Consider the following 15,441-nt stretch of genomic DNA (forward strand, 5'->3'; position numbering starts at 1 on the left):
CGTGTTTTGTCACCCGGGCAGGTCAAAACTTTCCTACAGTATGAGCATGCACCGGCACACGCCGAGGAGATGCCATGCCTCCGGAAAACGAAGAAAAAGTCGCGCAGTTGCTGGATGACCTCGTCGCGCTCGCGCGCGAGCGGCTCCCCGCCGCCACGTTCGAGGTGCTGGAACCCCTGCTGCGCCACTACTACGACCTGGCCGATGCCGAGGACCTGCTCGCACGCAACGTGGCGGACCTCTACGGCGCGATCATGGCCCATTGGCAGACCGCCCAGAAGTTCGTGCCGGGCACCGCGCGCGTGCGGGTCTACAACCCGAAGCTCGAGGAACACGGCTGGCACTCGGACCATACGATCATCGAGATCGTCAACGACGACATGCCGTTCCTCGTCGATTCGATCACGATGGAGATCAACCGGCTCGGCCTGACGCTCCATTCGACCATCCACCCGGTCTTCAACATCTGCCGCGATGCCAAGGGCACGATCCTGCGGGTGGGCCTGGGCGGGCGGAACGACGCCGGCCCGGCCGGCAACACCACCTGCCGGCTCGAATCGTTCATGCATTTCGAGGTGGACCGCACCGGCGAAGGCGCCCGGCTGGAAACGCTGCGCGCCGGCATCGCCCGCATCCTCGGCGATGTGCGCGCCGCCGTGGAAGACTGGCCGCGCATGCAGCAGGTGGCCGAGGACACCGTCGCCAGCATGGGCCGCGCGCCGGACGCCGCGAGCCCGGAATCGGTGGAGGCCCGCGCCTTCCTCGAATGGCTGCTCGACGACCATTTCACCTTCCTCGGCCAGCGCGACTACGAGCTGGTGCCACGCGACGGCCAGTACTTCCTGCGCGGTGTGCCGGGCTCGGGCGCGGGCATCCTGCGCGAAGCGCTGCGCGATCCGGGCGAGGACGACCTGACCCCGCTGCCCGCCGCCGCCGCGAGCGTCATCGAAGGGGCCTCGCCAATCTTCCTGACCAAGGCCAACTCGCGCGCGACCGTCCATCGGCCCGGCTATCTCGACTATGTGGGCGTGAAGCTGCTCGACGCCAACGGCAAGCTGTTCGGCGAACGACGCTTCGTGGGGCTGTACACGTCCACGGCCTATATGGTCAGCACCAGCGAGATTCCGCTGGCGCGGCGCAAGTGCGCCAACATCCTGGCGCGCGCCGGCTTCCTGACCAAGGGCCACCTGTACAAGTCGCTGGTCACCATCCTCGAGCAATATCCGCGCGATGACCTGTTCCAGGCCGACGAGGACGAGCTGTTCGAGATCGCCATCGGCATCCTGCGGCTGCAGGAGCACCAGCGCATCCGGCTGTTCGTGCGGCGCGACCGCTTCGACCGATTTATCTCGTGCCTGGTCTTCGTGCCGCGCGACAAGTACAACACCGACCTGCGCCAGCGCATCCAGAAGCTGCTGGTGGAGGCGTTCCATGGCACCAGCTGCGAGTTCACGCCGCTGCTGTCCGAATCCCCGCTGGCGCGCATTCAGCTCACCGTGCGTGGCGAGCCGGGCACCATGCCCGAGGTGGACACCCGCGAGCTGGAAGAGCGCATCGTGCAGGCCACGCGCCGCTGGCAGGACGACCTGGCCACCGCGCTCCACGTCAGCCGGGGCGAGGAACAAGGCATCGTGCTGCTGCGCCGCTACTGCGACGCCTTCCCCGCCGGCTACCGCGAGGACTACGCTGCCCGCACCGCCGTGCGCGACATCGAGCTGATGGAGCACGCGCGCCAGCACCCGAGCGGCCTCGCCATGAACCTGTACCGGCCCATCGAGGCGGCGCCGGGCGCGTTCCGCTTCAAGGTCTTCCGCGCCGGGGAGCCCATCGCGCTGTCCCTGAGCCTGCCGATGCTCGAACACCTGGGCGTGCGCGTGGACGAGGAGCGCCCCTACCTGATCGAGCCCGATGCCGGCGCGCCGGTGTGGATCCACGACTTCGGCCTGGAGATTGCCGCTGACCCCGAGGGCCGCCCTCTGGACGTGGAGATCGAGCGCGTGAAGCCGCTGTTCGAGGACGCCTTCGCGCGGGCCTGGAACGGCGAGATCGAAAACGACGATTTCAATCGGCTCGTCCTACGCGCCGGGCTGGCCGCGCGCGACGTGACCATCCTGCGCGCGTTTGCCAAGTACCTGCGGCAAGTGGGCTCGACCTTCAGCAATGCCTATATCGAGCGCGCGCTGACCAGCAATCCGAATATCGCCGCGCTGCTGGTGGCGCTGTTCGTGGCCCGCTTCGACCCTGCCGTGGCCACGCCGGGTGACGAGACGCGCACCCAGCGCCTGCTGGCCGAGATCGACGCCGCGCTAGACAAGGTGCCCAACCTCGACGAGGACCGCATCCTGCGCCTGTTCCTGAACGTGATCGCGGCCACGGTGCGGACCAACTACTTCCACCGCGACGCGGAGGGCCAGCCGCGCCCCTACGTCTCATTCAAGTTCAATCCGGCGCTGGTGCAGGGCCTGCCCGAGCCACGGCCGATGTTCGAGATCTGGGTCTACTCGCCGCGCGTGGAGGGGGTGCATCTGCGCGGCGGCCGGGTGGCCCGGGGCGGGCTGCGCTGGTCGGACCGGCGCGAGGACTTCCGCACCGAGGTGCTGGGCCTGATGAAGGCGCAGATGGTGAAGAACGTGGTGATCGTGCCGGTGGGCTCGAAAGGCGGCTTCGTGGTCAAGCGCCCGCCGCCCGCCACCGACCGCGACGCCTATCTGGCCGAAGGCGTGGCCTGCTACCAGACCTTCCTGCGCGGGCTGCTCGACCTGACCGACAACCTCGTCTCCGGCGACATCGTGCCGCCGCCCGAAGTGGTGCGCCACGACGAATCGGACCCCTACCTCGTGGTGGCCGCCGACAAGGGCACCGCGACGTTCTCCGACTACGCCAACGCCATCTCGGGCGAGTACCGCTTCTGGCTCGACGACGCCTTCGCGTCGGGCGGCTCGGTCGGCTACGACCACAAGAAGATGGCGATCACCGCGCGCGGCGCGTGGGAGAGCGTGAAGCGCCATTTCCGCGAGATGGGCGTTGATATCCAGACCACGCCGTTCACGGTAGTGGGCATCGGTGACATGTCCGGCGACGTGTTCGGCAACGGCATGCTGCTTTCTCCGCACATCAAGCTGCTGGCCGCGTTCGACCATCGGCACATCTTCCTCGACCCGGACCCCGACTGCGCCAGGAGCCTGGCCGAGCGCGCGCGGCTGTTCGCCCTGCCCCGTTCGAGCTGGGCCGACTACGACACCGCGCTGATCTCGGCCGGCGGCGGCATCTATCCGCGCACGGCCAAGACCATCGCGCTCACGCCCCAGGTGCAGGCGGCGCTGGGGATCACGACCAGCACGCTGTCGCCGGCGGACCTGATCCACGCGCTGCTGATGGCGCCCGTCGACCTGCTCTACAACGGCGGCATCGGCACCTACGTCAAGGCTGCGTCCGAGACCCATCAGCAAGCCGGCGACCGCACCAACGATGCGGTGCGCGTGAACGGCGCCGAACTGCGCTGCAAGGTGGTGGGCGAAGGCGGCAATCTCGGCTTCACCCAGCTTGGCCGCATCGAGTTCGCGCGCAAGGGGGGCCGGATCAATACCGATGCCATCGACAATTCGGCCGGCGTCGATTGCTCCGATCACGAGGTCAATATCAAGATTCTGCTAGGCATCGTGATGGCCGACGGCGAGATGACCATCAAGCAGCGCAATACGCTGCTGGCCGAGATGACCGACGAGGTGGGCCTGCTGGTGCTCCAGGACAACTACTACCAGACCCAGGCGCTCTCCGTGGCGGGCCGTCAGGCTGTAGCGCTGCTCGACGCCGAGGCGCGGCTGATCCGCTGGCTCGAGCGCGCGGGCCGGCTCAACCGTCCGCTCGAATTCCTGCCGCCCGAGGACGAGATCGCCGAACGCAAGGCACTCGGCGCGGGGCTGACGTCGCCCGAGCGTGCGGTGCTGCTGGCCTATAGCAAGATGTGGTTGTACGACGAGCTGCTGGTCTCGGACCTGCCCGAGGACGCGCTCGTCTCGACGCTGTTGGCCGACTACTTCCCCGAGCCGCTGCGCGTGCGCCATGCCGAGCCGATGCAGCGGCATCCGCTGCGGCGCGAAATCCTCGCCACGCACCTGACCAACATCCTCGTGAACCGCGTCGGGCCTACCTTCGTCCATCATCTGATGGAGGAGACCGACGGGCGTCCGGCCGATATCGTGCGCGCCTGCCTGCTGGCGCGTGACGTGTTCGGGCTGTCCGGGATCTGGGCGCGCATCGACGCCTTCGACAACCGCGTGGACGACGCCATCCAGGCGCAGATGTTCGGCGCGCTGGCGCGGCTGCTCGAGCGCGCCACGCTCTGGTTCGTGCGCTACCTGCGCGGCGGCGGCACGGTAGAGCCCGGCGCGACGCGCTTCGTCGAAGCCGCGCGCTGGCTCACGCCGCAACTGCCCAAGCTGCTGCCGCCCGAGGGCGCAGAGGCCATGGCTGAGCGGGCGATGACGCTGATCGAAGCCGGTGTGGACGACGACCTCGCCCTGCGCGTGGCCGCCAGCGATGCGGCTGCGGCCGCGCTCGACGTGGCCGAGGTTGCAGCCGCCTGCCAGCGCAGCCTGGACACCGTGGCAGCGGTCTACTTCGCCCTCGATTCGGAACTCAATTTCGGATGGCTGCGCGAGCGCGCGTTCTCACTGCCGGCGGACACACACTGGGACCTGCTCGCCCGCACGACCACGCTGGAAGACCTGGGGCGGCTCAAGCGCGCGCTGACGACCAGCGTGCTGGGCCAGTCGCGCGAGGTGGAGGACGCCCCGGCGCTGATCGAGGACTGGCGCAAGAGCCGACAGGTGGCGCTGGACCGCTTCGCACAGATGCTGGCCGACCAGCGCGCGTCGGGCGCCACGGGGGCCTCGGCGTTGTCGATGCTGTCCGTTGCGGTGAAGGAAATCGGCTTGCTGGAGCGCGCCTGACCGGCCCCAGGCGGCGGGCGCTGATTGACGGCTAGCGACGGCTAGTGGCTAGCCGTCAGCGCTCGTCGATGTCGATGACATCGTCATCGTCGTCCATGTCGCGCAGCGCGGGCAGGTCGTCGTCTTCGGCGCCGTCAAGGTCGTCGCTGCCGTCGCCGCGCGCGCGGAACTCCAGACCCAGGCGGAGGAAGAGGTCGAACGCATCGGCCAGCAGGTGCTTCTGACGCGGCAGCAAGCTCGCGTACGGCATGTCGTAGATCGACTGGTGCGTGCCGCGCGCCCCCTTCAGGCCGCGGTCGCGCGCAATGTCGGACAGCAATGCGGCGAAGCCGGACAGGTCCTGCGCGGCCAGCGCGGCATTGAGCACGCGGGCAATCACTTGTGGGGATGCACCTGACCATCCAATGAGCTCGGCATTGGAGGCGGCGTCGTGGGATAAGTCGCTGATGTCCATCTCCGTCTTAACGGTCCCACAGTCGCCGGCTTGAGGCGTCTTGCTTTTCGCCATGCGCGTCGACCCCCTTTACGTCGATCAGCTCCGTCGAGCTTTCGGCGGCGCGGCATCCGCGCCCGAGGCTTCGCGCCGGAGTTGCTTGTAGTCGATGCTGCCGTCCGCACGATGCGAGGCCATCAGGCGGTTGCGCGCGCCGCAGAGCGGGCAGCGGAAGATGGGGCCCTGCCCCTCGTTCTTGATCACCACCTCGGCGGGCTTCCAGCGCGCACCACAGGGTTGGTTCTGACATACAAACATCACGGACTCCAAAAGACGCTGCAAATCGTAACACGTGTGTCTGTCGCGTCACACCATGCAGGGCCGCCATTTGGCCCCTACCTTGGCGGGATAGCGGGCGTCACAGCGGCGTTATGTTGAGAATAGATTGGGATCGATCAGGCCACGAAGCGTGCTTCGTTTTACCGAATCTGCGACATCAGCCGTTGTTCTGGACCCAGTGCCGTGCCCAGGCGCCGGCCGCCATGCGTGCCTCGGCAGCGGTCGGATACGTGGCCGGCGGACCGCCCGCCTCCTGCACTATCGCGCCGGCCTCCCAGATATCGCACCAGGCCTTGTACCGTGCCGGAGCGAGCGCCTGCCAGAACAGGTGCACCACGAAGCCGCGGTATTCGAACATGTCCGCGCCGCTCTCCGGCGCCGCGGACGGTGCCCGGGCGGCATCCTCGACGGGCGAGGCAGCCGGCGAGACATCCGCCGAGACATCCGGAGACAAATTCGCGGACACATCGGTCCGTGCGCGAGACATGGCGCGCATCGCGCACAGGCTCGCGGCCATCGCGCCGACCAACACGCCCGCGCCAAACCAGCAGGCCCTGAGTTCACGTTGCCCCATCGCGCCCTCCCGCAGCGATGCTCTCCTATGGCGAGACGCGCAGGAGAATCGGAGGTTCCCTGATTTCAGGTTATACCAAAGCGACCTGCACGGTGCATTCAAACGGCGCCGCCGCAACCCATAATGAAAAACGCCGCGCCGAGAAAATCGGGCGGCGTTTCTTCGTCGGGGGATTACGTACGGAACGCGCCGTTCATTCGAGGAGTTTCACCACCGTGGTCAGCAGCCAGCCAACCGCCATACAGGCACCGACCCAGCCGGTGCCGATCAGGAAAACATCACGCCAACTCATGACTCACCCTGCGTTTCAAATCATCGTCCTAGGCTAGGCCACGATGCCGCGTGAGGGAACGCAGGAAATGTAAAGAAGTTTTGCGACGCATCAAGCGCCGGGCGCGAAACCCGTGCGCAATGCCAAAGAAAAACCCGCTTGGTTTTGACACCAAGCGGGTTCCTTGTCTGGTCGGGGCGAGAGGATTTGAACCTCCGACCACCTGCACCCCATGCAGGTACGCTACCAGGCTGCGCTACGCCCCGAAGCAAAAGATTATATCAGCAACAATCGATCGGTGGCTAGTCATTGGCACGGCGCATTGCAAAATTATCCATGCCGCGCGATCTCTTTCAATTGCGCCAGCAGGTTTTGCACTGCCACCAGCTCGCCGCGCAAAGTATTGAGATCGACCGACAGCACAGGCGCCGTGGCGACCGGCACCACCGACTCGGTCTCGCCCTCCTCCAGTGGCGCGCCCAGGCCATGATGGCGACCATCGTCGAGGCGGTTGCGCGCCCCGTTGATGGTGAATCCCTGCTCGTACAGCAACTCGCGGATACGCCGGATCAGCAGCACTTCGTGATGCTGATAGTAACGTCGATTGCCGCGCCGCTTCACCGGCTTGAGCTGGGTGAACTCCTGTTCCCAGTACCGCAGCACGTGCGGCTTGACGGCGCAAAGCTCGCTCACTTCGCCAATCGTGAAGTAGCGTTTTGCGGGAATCGGCGGCAGCGCAACGCGCTCGCTGGATTTTTCCGACATGCGATGGGAAGTCAGGCGTCAGGCCGAAAGGCGCGACTCGGTTGGCGCGACATGCGCGCGAGCATTGCAGGATACAGACTGCAAGTGCCGTGGGCAATCCACCGTTCGAGGCAGGAGGCGTGGCGTGGCGTGTCGGACAGCCGCGACGCGCCGGGAGGCGCCAGCGCGAAACGCCAGCGGAAAACTCCCAGCAGCGGACCGTCAGCCCGGCACAGCCAGATCGGCGCGCTCCTCGACCAGGCCCTTGAGTTTCTGGCTGGCGTGGAACGTCACCACGCGGCGCGCGGTGATGGGGATGATTTCGCCCGTCTTGGGGTTGCGGCCTGGACGCTGCGGCTTGTCGCGCAACTGGAAGTTGCCGAAGCCGGACAGCTTGACGCTGTCACCATGTTCCAAGGCTTCACGAATCACGTCGAAGAAGGCTTCGACCATGTCCTTGGATTCACGTTTGTTCAGGCCAACCTGGTCGAACAGCATCTCTGCAAGTTCGGCCTTCGTGAGGGTGGGCACTTCGGTCGCGCGGGCTTCCGGCGATGCGTCGTCCAGTGAGGCGGCGTGCCGGTCGCTGACCTCGCCCAGGTCTGCAGCATTCATGGAATTCGCGTCTCGATCGTTCATTCTTGATCGCTCTTCTGAGGTCTGTCTGGCGATCCGCCCGGGAGCTGTGCCCGGACGCCCCAGGTTTCAGCGACCTATCCGCGCAGACGGGCCGAGAAGCCCGCTGCCAGCGCATCGATCATACAGCGCACCGCGCTGTCGACCGTCTCGTCCTGGAGGGTCGCCCCAGTATCTTGCAACGTCACACGGAACGCAAGGCTTTTCTCGTCAGCCCCGATGGCGGCCGAAGCCGCCTTCGGACGGAACTCGTCGAACAGCACCAGGCTCTGCACGTAGTGGCCAAAACCGCCTTGGTCCAGCGCCGCGCGCATCGCATCGAGCAGGTCCTGCACGCGCACCGACTGCTTGACCACCACGGCCAGGTCGCGCACGGCGGCCGGGAACTTCGAGATCTCTGTGTACGCCGGCAGACCGACGTCGCGCAGGGCATCAAGGTCCAGCTCGAAGGCCACGGGCGCTTGCGTCAGCTCGTATTCCTGGAGCCAGCGTGGGTGCAGCTCGCCCACCACGCCAACCGGCTTGCCGTCCACGATCACGCGCGCGGCGCGGCCCGGATGCAGCGCGGGATGCGCCACCGGCTCGAAACGCGCCGTACGCGGATGGAACAGCGACTCCACGTCGCCCTTCACATCGAAGAAGTCCACCGGACGCGTGGCGATACCCCACTGCTCGTCGAATGCCGGGCCGTAGGCGATGCCGGCGGCCACCATCGGCTGGTGATAGCCAGCCACGGTCAGGCCGCCATCCGTCACGTTGCCGTCGCGATGGAACACGCGGCCCACTTCGAACAGGCGCACGCGCGCGGCCTTGCGGTTGAGGTTGTAACGGACCTTGTCCACCAGCCCGCCAAGCAGCGTCGAACGCATCACGGCCAGCTGGCTCGCGATCGGGTTCAGCAGGCGGATCGGGTTGTCGTTGCTGGCGAAGTCACGCTCCCACTTCTCTTCCACGAAGGCGAAGTTGATCACCTCCTGGTAGTCGCGGGCGGCCAGCGCGTGACGCACCACATGGGTAGAGCGGCGTGCCTCGTTGGTCGGACGCATCTCGCTCTCGGCGATCGGCGGCAGCGTGGGAATCCGCTCGAAGCCATAGATGCGCGCCACTTCCTCGATCAGGTCTTCCTCGATCTCGATGTCGAAGCGGTAGCTCGGCGGCGTGACGGCGAACACCTCGCCCTCGGCGCCTTCCGAGCGCGTGAACGGCAGGTTCAGGCGCTGGAACACGTCGGCGATGGCGGCCGAAGACAGTTCGATGCCCAGCACGCGCTCGGCACGCGCCACGCGCAGGCTCACCGGCTTGCGCTCGGGCAGGTTCACGACCTGATCGTCCACCGGGCCGGCCTGGCCGCCGCAGATGTCGAGGATCAGCGCGGTAATGCGCTCGATGTGCTCTACCGTCGTGGCGTAGTCCACGCCGCGTTCGAAGCGGTGTGCGGCATCGGTCGAGAAGTTGTAGCGGCGCGCGCGGCCCTGGATGGCGTTCGGCCACCAGAATGCGGCTTCCAGGTAGATGTTGGTCGTGTCCAGCGACACGGCGGTGCTGTCACCGCCCATGATGCCGGCCAGGCTCTCGATCTCCTTGTCGTCGGCGATCACGCCCACCTGCTCGTCCACGTCGACCGTGTTGCCGTTCAGCAGCTTGAGCTGCTCGCCCTTGCGGCCCCAGCGTACGTCCAGCCCGCCGTGGATCTTGTCGAGATCGAACACGTGGCTTGGACGGCCCAGCTCCAGCATCACATAGTTGGAGATGTCCACCAGCGCCGAGATGCTGCGCTGGCCCGAGCGCTCCAGGCGCCGCACCATCCACGCCGGAGTGGCGGCACGCGCGTTCACGCCACGGATCACACGGCCCGAGAAGCGGCCGCAGAGGTCCGGCGCCGAGATCTTCACCGGCAGCTTGTCAGCGAGCGTGACGGCCACCGGCTTCATGTCCGGCAGCGTCAGCGCGGCGCCGGTCAGCGCGGAAACTTCACGCGCCACGCCGTGGATCGACAGGCAGTCCGCCTTGTTCGGCGTCAGCTTGATCGTGAAAATCTGATCGTCCAGATCCAGATACTGACGAATATCCTGGCCGACCGGGGCATCGTCCGGCAGGACCATCAGGCCGCCGTGATCCTCGGACAGCTTCAGCTCGCGCGCCGAGCACAACATGCCGTAGCTTTCCACGCCACGCAGCTTGCCGATCTTGATCTCGAACGGCGCGCCGCCCGCTTCCGCCGGCGGCAGCACGGCGCCGACCATCGCGCACGGCACCAGGATGCCGGGCTTGACGTTGGGCGCGCCACAGACGATCTGGAGCGTCTCGCCGGTGCCGGCATCGACCTGGCAGACATTGAGACGGTCGGCGTTGGGATGGCGCTCGGTGGCCAGCACACGGGCCACGACGATCTTGCTGAACGGCGGCGCGACGGGGCCAACCTCTTCCACCTCGAGCCCGGCCATGGTCAGGCTGTGCGACAGCGCGTCGGTCGAGATCTTTTCAGGATTGGCGAAAGTACGAAGCCAGGATTCCGAGAATTGCATGGCGCTTCTGATCCGGTAGGTATTCTGTGATGTTCTGTGACGATGGGCGATGCGGCCTGGGACAGGTCAGGCGAACTGGCGCAGGAAGCGCACGTCGCCTTCGAAGAACAGCCGCAGGTCGTTGATGCCATAGCGCAGCATCGTCAGGCGCTCGAGGCCGGAGCCGAACGCGAAGCCGATATAGCGCTCGGGGTCGAGGCCCATGTTGCGCAGCACGTTCGGATGTACCTGGCCCGATCCCGAGATCTCCAGCCAGCGGCCGCTGCCGAAGGCCATGTCGATTTCCGCCGACGGCTCGGTGAACGGGAAGTACGACGGGCGGAAGCGCACCTGGATGTCATCGCGCTCGAAGAACTTGCGCAGGAAATCGGTGTAGACGCCCTTCAGGTCGGCAAAGCTCACATGCTCGCCAATCCACAGTCCTTCCACCTGGTTGAACATCGGCGAGTGCGTAGCGTCGCTGTCCACGCGGTAGGTGCGGCCCGGGCAGATCACCTTGATCGGCGGCATGTCCTTGCCGGCGTACTTCTGCACGTGCATGCGGGCGTAGCGCACCTGCATCGGGCTGGTGTGCGTGCGCAGGAGCAGCAGCTTGTCGTCGCTGTCGCGGCCGTCCACATAGAACGTGTCCTGCATCGAACGGGCCGGATGGTTGTCCGGGTTGTTCAGCGCGGTGAAGTTCATCCAGTCGGTCTCGATCTCCGGACCATCCGCCACGTCGAAGCCGATGGAGCCGAAGATCTGCTCCACGCGCTCCCACGTGCGCATGACCGGATGCAGGCTGCCGCGCGACGTGGCGCGGCCGGGCAGCGTCACGTCGATGGCCTCGGCGGCCAGACGCGCGTTCATCAGCGCATCAGCCAGCGCCTGGCGGCGCGCTTGCAGCGCACCTTCCACCTGCTGCTTGATCTGGTTGATACGCGCGCCTTCGGTCTTGCGCGCCTCGGGGTCGAGCTTGCCCAGGCCCTTGAGCAGCTCGGTCAGCGCCCCGGTCTTGCCCAGGAAGCGGGCCTTTTCATTTTCCAGCGTGGCGTTGTCGTTGGCGGCGGCGAAGGCGGCCTGTGCATCGGCGACGATTTGATCCAGATCCAGGGACATGACGGCAATCGTGGAAAGGGTTAGCACTGTGTGCGGTATCTCATTTCGGGTGCCGTTTCAGTGCGCATGACACGGCATTCGAAATGAAAACGGGGCTCGGTGAGGAGCCCCGTTTCAGCAGACCTGGCGGTCGGCGCTTGCCGGGAAGCGCCCTGGGGCGCTTCCGCAGCCGGCATCAGGCAACGGAGGCTTTCACCTGGTTGACGATGGCGGCAAAGGCAGGCTTGTCGTGGATAGCCATGTCCGACAGCACCTTGCGGTCCAGTTCAATCGAAGCCTTCTTCAGGCCGTTCATGAACACGCTGTAGGTCAGGCCATGCTCACGCGTTGCCGCGTTGATACGTGCAATCCAGAGCGCGCGGAACACGCGCTTCTTGTTGCGACGATCGCGGTATGCGTACTGGCCAGCACGCATGACCGCCTGCTTGGCGATACGATAGACGTTATTGCGACGGCCGCGGTAACCCTTGGCAGCGTCGATGACTTTCTTGTGACGGGCCCGTGCAGTGACCCCACGTTTGACTCGAGGCATGTATTACTCCTTTCGTTGTCGTTGGGTTATGCGTAGGGCATCATCGCGCGAACCGACTTCAGGTTCGTCTCATGGACGTCCTGGGTGCCGCGCAGTTGACGCTTGTTCTTGGTGGTCTTCTTGGTCAGGATGTGACGCTTGAAGGCCTGGCCGCGCTTGAACGAACCGTTCGGGCGCGCCGTAAAGCGCTTGGAGGCGCTTTTCTTGGTCTTCATCTTAGGCATGAAAAACTCCAGCTCTATGACATGCATGCAGGTGGACGGCTCACGCCGACGCTTGCAAGACCCGCATCCACTTGTTTTTGTACGCAGCCACGGGGACCGCATACTGTTTTCCGCGCAGCACGACGCCGGGATGCACCTGGCACCCCGGCCGTCGCCCCGCGCGAGAATTACTTCTTCTTCTTGGGGGCCAGCACCATCACCATCTGGCGGCCTTCCATCTTCGGCATCTGCTCGACCTGACCCAACTCCTCCAGGTCCGCCTTCAGACGCTCCAGCACGCGCGCACCGATTTCCTGGTGGGCCATCTCACGGCCGCGGAAACGCAGCGTGATCTTGGTCTTGTCACCATCTTCCAGGAAACGCTTCAGGTTGCGCAGCTTGACGTTGTAGTCGCCATCATCCGTGCCAGGGCGGAACTTCACTTCCTTGACCTGGATGATCTTCTGCTTGAGCTTGGCGTCATGGGCGCGCTTGGCTTCCTCATACTTGAACTTGCCGTAGTCCATGATGCGGGCCACGGGTGGAGCCGCGTTGGGCGCGATTTCCACGAGATCCAAGTCCTTGTCCTCGGCCAGGCGCAATGCGTCCATGAACTTGACGATGCCGAGCTGCTCGTTATCAACCCCTACCAGGCGCAGTTCCGGCGCGCTGATCTCACGGTTGATACGGTGACCTTTGTCTGTAGCGATGTTCCGTTACCTCAAGAAGACAAAAAAACAAGCCGTGCTCAGCACCCTCAGGCCTTGTTGGCAACGTCCTGTTGGAGACGTTCCACAAACGCGGAGACGGGCATCACACCCAGATCCACGTTGCCACGGGCACGCACGGCCACTTGACTGGCATCCTTCTCCTTTTCGCCCACTACCAGCAGGTAGGGAATCTTCTGGAGAGAATGCTCGCGGATTTTATACGTAATTTTCTCGTTACGCAAATCGGCCTTGGCCCTAAACCCTTGTTTTTGCAAGAGTTGCACGACGCTTTCGGCATATTCCGACTGCGAATCGGCAATATTCAGGACCACCACCTGCTCCGGCGCGAGCCAGGCGGGCAAGGCACCCGCATGGTTTTCGAGCAGGATGCCCAGGAAGCGCTCGAACGAACCGAGAATGGCGCGGTGGAGCATGACCGGACGCTTGCGCGAGTTGTCCTCGGCGACGTATTCAGCACCCAGCCGCTCCGGCAGCACCAGATCCAGCTGCAGCGTGCCGCACTGCCACGAGCGGCCGATGGCGTCCTTGATGTGGTATTCGACCTTCGGGCCGTAGAAGGCGCCCTCACCCGGCAGCTCTTCCCACTCCACGCCGCAGGCACGCAGCGCCAGGCGCAGGCCTTCCTCGGCGTGATCCCAGATCTCGTCCGAACCGGCGCGCTGGGGCGGGCGCAGCGACAGCTTGACCGCCACGTCCTTGAAGCCGAAATCGTCATAGATCGAGAACGCGAGTTCGTTGAACGCCTTCGCTTCTTCCACGATCTGGGCTTCCGTGCAGAAGATGTGCGCATCATCCTGCACAAAGCCGCGTACGCGCATCAACCCGTGCAGCGCGCCGGACGGCTCGTTGCGATGGCAGGCGCCGAACTCGGCCAGGCGCAGCGGCAGGTCACGGTACGACCGCAACCCGTGGTTGAAGATCTGCACATGTCCGGGGCAGTTCATCGGCTTGATCGCGTAGTCGCGCTTCTCCGATTCCGTGACGAACATGTTCTCCTTGTAGTTCTGCCAGTGGCCGGACTTTTCCCAGAGCGAACGGTCCATCACCTGCGGCGTGCGGACTTCTTCATAGTGGGCTTCACCCAGGCGGCCGCGCATGTACTGCTCCACGGCCTGCCAGACCTGCCAGCCCTTCGGGTGCCAGAACACCATGCCCGGCGCTTCCTCCTGCAGGTGGAACAGATCGAGCAGCTTGCCCAGCTTGCGGTGATCGCGCTTCTCCGCCTCTTCCAGCATCGTCAAGTAGGCGTCCTGGTCTTCCTTCTTCGCCCAGGCCGTGCCGTAGACGCGCTGAAGCATCTCGTTGTTCGAGTCGCCGCGCCAGTAGGCACCGGCCACCTTCATCAGCTTGAAGACCTTGAGCTTGCCCGTGGACGGCACGTGCGGGCCACGGCACAGATCGACGAAATTGCCTTCGCGATAGAGACCGATTTCCTGGTCCGCCGGAATCGACGCGATGATCTCGGCCTTGTACTTCTCGCCCATCGACTCGAACAGCGCCACCGCCTCGTCGCGGTTCCACACTTCACGCGTGACTTTCTCGTCCTTGCGGGCCAGCTCCGTCATCTTCTTCTCGATGGCGACGAGGTCTTCGGGCGTGAAGGGGCGCTTGTAGGCGAAGTCGTAGTAGAAACCGTTGTCGATGACCGGGCCGATCGTCACCTGCGCCTCGGGATACAGCTCCTTGACGGCGTAGGCCAGCAAGTGAGCCGTCGAGTGGCGGATCACGTCGACGCCATCGGCGTCCTTGTCCGTGACGATGGCGAGCGCGGCGTCACGGTCGATCCGGTAGCTCGTATCGACGAGCTGGCCATCGACCTTGCCGGCGAGTGCCGCCTTGGCCAGGCCCGAGCCGATGCTCTGGGCCACTTCGGCCACCGTGACGGGGCCGGGGAACTCGCGACGGGAACCGTCCGGCAGCGTGATTGCGATCATCTTGCACCTTTTGAGGGGTCCGCTCGCCGGCATTCTGCGCCTTGGCGGGCGGATCAAAGTCAAAGTCTGCGGCAGCGGCGAAGCCAGCCACCATTTGTTTCTTGCCGCGCATCGCGGACGATGCGGCAGCTTATCAGGCCGCTGGCGAACGACAGACGAAAAAAAAACGCGGCCAAGGCCGCGTTTTTCTCAATCTACCCGGATCACCCCGGGGCGAAGGCGCACCTCGACTACTGTCGCTAACCAGCGGAAGTAGTTCGAGTTGTCTTGTTCATGATGCGTTTCCGTGCCTGTAGAAGTCGATCGGATCTGCCGTCACGCCAGCCTTCGATGCCGACGGGGTAATACGTATTTTTACTGCTTTACTGCAATTCGTTGGTAGGCTCGATTGGACTCGAACCAACGACCCCCACCATGTCAAGGTGGTGCTCTAACCAGCTGAGCTACGAGCCTAGCGAAGCCGCAAGTA

General features: G+C 65.1%; 12 protein-coding genes and 2 tRNA genes. 1 reads left to right on the plus strand and 13 read right to left on the minus strand.

Annotated features, from left to right (window positions below; genetic code table 11):
• The first annotated feature begins 74 nt into the window (after positions 1 to 74).
• The gene (locus AC1EJR_RS07985) at positions 75 to 4,952 is read left to right on the plus strand and encodes an NAD-glutamate dehydrogenase (RefSeq protein ID WP_477112959.1); all 4,878 of its coding nucleotides are present in this window, start codon (positions 75 to 77) and stop codon (positions 4,950 to 4,952) included.
• Between the two features lie 55 nt (positions 4,953 to 5,007).
• Here AC1EJR_RS07985 and AC1EJR_RS07990 read toward each other — a convergent pair whose 3' ends face one another.
• The 13 genes from AC1EJR_RS07990 to AC1EJR_RS08050 all read right to left on the minus strand — a co-directional run bounded on the left by AC1EJR_RS07990 (position 5,008) and on the right by AC1EJR_RS08050 (position 15,425).
• Positions 5,008 to 5,406 (minus strand): hypothetical protein, encoded by a 399-nt coding sequence (locus tag AC1EJR_RS07990; protein WP_092292815.1) that lies wholly within the window; start codon positions 5,404 to 5,406, stop codon positions 5,008 to 5,010.
• A 78-nt stretch (positions 5,407 to 5,484) separates the two neighbouring features.
• The gene (locus tag AC1EJR_RS07995) at positions 5,485 to 5,703 is read right to left on the minus strand and encodes a hypothetical protein (protein ID WP_092292813.1); all 219 of its coding nucleotides are present in this window, start codon (positions 5,701 to 5,703) and stop codon (positions 5,485 to 5,487) included.
• A gap of 178 nt (positions 5,704 to 5,881) precedes the next feature.
• Positions 5,882 to 6,298 (minus strand): hypothetical protein, encoded by a 417-nt coding sequence (locus AC1EJR_RS08000; protein ID WP_092292811.1) that lies wholly within the window; start codon positions 6,296 to 6,298, stop codon positions 5,882 to 5,884.
• Positions 6,299 to 6,758: 460 nt separating this feature from the next.
• Positions 6,759 to 6,835, minus strand: a tRNA-Pro gene (locus tag AC1EJR_RS08005).
• A gap of 64 nt (positions 6,836 to 6,899) precedes the next feature.
• Complete coding sequence (locus AC1EJR_RS08010; RefSeq protein WP_092292809.1) at positions 6,900 to 7,334, minus strand: MerR family transcriptional regulator; 435 nt, start codon at positions 7,332 to 7,334, stop codon at positions 6,900 to 6,902.
• Between the two features lie 201 nt (positions 7,335 to 7,535).
• Positions 7,536 to 7,952, minus strand: coding sequence for an integration host factor subunit alpha (locus AC1EJR_RS08015; RefSeq protein ID WP_092292807.1), 417 nt, complete (start codon positions 7,950 to 7,952; stop codon positions 7,536 to 7,538).
• A gap of 74 nt (positions 7,953 to 8,026) precedes the next feature.
• Positions 8,027 to 10,474: a phenylalanine--tRNA ligase subunit beta gene (gene pheT, locus AC1EJR_RS08020; protein WP_477104994.1), complete on the minus strand. Its 2,448-nt coding sequence runs from the start codon at positions 10,472 to 10,474 to the stop codon at positions 8,027 to 8,029.
• A 66-nt stretch (positions 10,475 to 10,540) separates the two neighbouring features.
• A complete protein-coding gene (gene pheS, locus AC1EJR_RS08025; RefSeq protein ID WP_177219888.1) occupies positions 10,541 to 11,566 on the minus strand; it encodes a phenylalanine--tRNA ligase subunit alpha in 1,026 nt (341 codons plus the stop codon).
• Between the two features lie 181 nt (positions 11,567 to 11,747).
• Positions 11,748 to 12,104, minus strand: coding sequence for a 50S ribosomal protein L20 (rplT, locus tag AC1EJR_RS08030; protein ID WP_092292801.1), 357 nt, complete (start codon positions 12,102 to 12,104; stop codon positions 11,748 to 11,750).
• 26 nt (positions 12,105 to 12,130) lie between these two features.
• Entirely contained in the window at positions 12,131 to 12,328 is a 198-nt protein-coding gene (rpmI, locus tag AC1EJR_RS08035; RefSeq protein ID WP_006575466.1) for a 50S ribosomal protein L35, read from the minus strand.
• A gap of 167 nt (positions 12,329 to 12,495) precedes the next feature.
• The gene (infC, locus tag AC1EJR_RS08040) at positions 12,496 to 13,017 is read right to left on the minus strand and encodes a translation initiation factor IF-3 (RefSeq protein WP_092292799.1); all 522 of its coding nucleotides are present in this window, start codon (positions 13,015 to 13,017) and stop codon (positions 12,496 to 12,498) included.
• Positions 13,018 to 13,064: 47 nt separating this feature from the next.
• A complete protein-coding gene (gene thrS / locus AC1EJR_RS08045; RefSeq protein ID WP_477112960.1) occupies positions 13,065 to 14,972 on the minus strand; it encodes a threonine--tRNA ligase in 1,908 nt (635 codons plus the stop codon).
• A 376-nt stretch (positions 14,973 to 15,348) separates the two neighbouring features.
• Positions 15,349 to 15,425 (minus strand) — tRNA-Val (locus tag AC1EJR_RS08050).
• Positions 15,426 to 15,441: the final 16 nt, after the last annotated feature.

Source organism: Cupriavidus sp. 05T42, from assembly GCF_056396345.1.

Coding starts and splice junctions, on each gene's coding strand:
- AC1EJR_RS07985 (WP_477112959.1), top strand. CDS start 75: ATGCCTCCGGAAAACGAAGAAAAAGTCGCGCAGTTGCTGGATGACCTC.
- AC1EJR_RS07990 (WP_092292815.1), bottom strand. CDS start 5,406: ATGGACATCAGCGACTTATCCCACGACGCCGCCTCCAATGCCGAGCTC.
- AC1EJR_RS07995 (WP_092292813.1), bottom strand. CDS start 5,703: ATGTTTGTATGTCAGAACCAACCCTGTGGTGCGCGCTGGAAGCCCGCC.
- AC1EJR_RS08000 (WP_092292811.1), bottom strand. CDS start 6,298: ATGGGGCAACGTGAACTCAGGGCCTGCTGGTTTGGCGCGGGCGTGTTG.
- AC1EJR_RS08010 (WP_092292809.1), bottom strand. CDS start 7,334: ATGTCGGAAAAATCCAGCGAGCGCGTTGCGCTGCCGCCGATTCCCGCA.
- AC1EJR_RS08015 (WP_092292807.1), bottom strand. CDS start 7,952: ATGAACGATCGAGACGCGAATTCCATGAATGCTGCAGACCTGGGCGAG.
- pheT (WP_477104994.1), bottom strand. CDS start 10,474: ATGCAATTCTCGGAATCCTGGCTTCGTACTTTCGCCAATCCTGAAAAG.
- rplT (WP_092292801.1), bottom strand. CDS start 12,104: ATGCCTCGAGTCAAACGTGGGGTCACTGCACGGGCCCGTCACAAGAAA.
- rpmI (WP_006575466.1), bottom strand. CDS start 12,328: ATGCCTAAGATGAAGACCAAGAAAAGCGCCTCCAAGCGCTTTACGGCG.
- thrS (WP_477112960.1), bottom strand. CDS start 14,972: ATGATCGCAATCACGCTGCCGGACGGTTCCCGTCGCGAGTTCCCCGGC.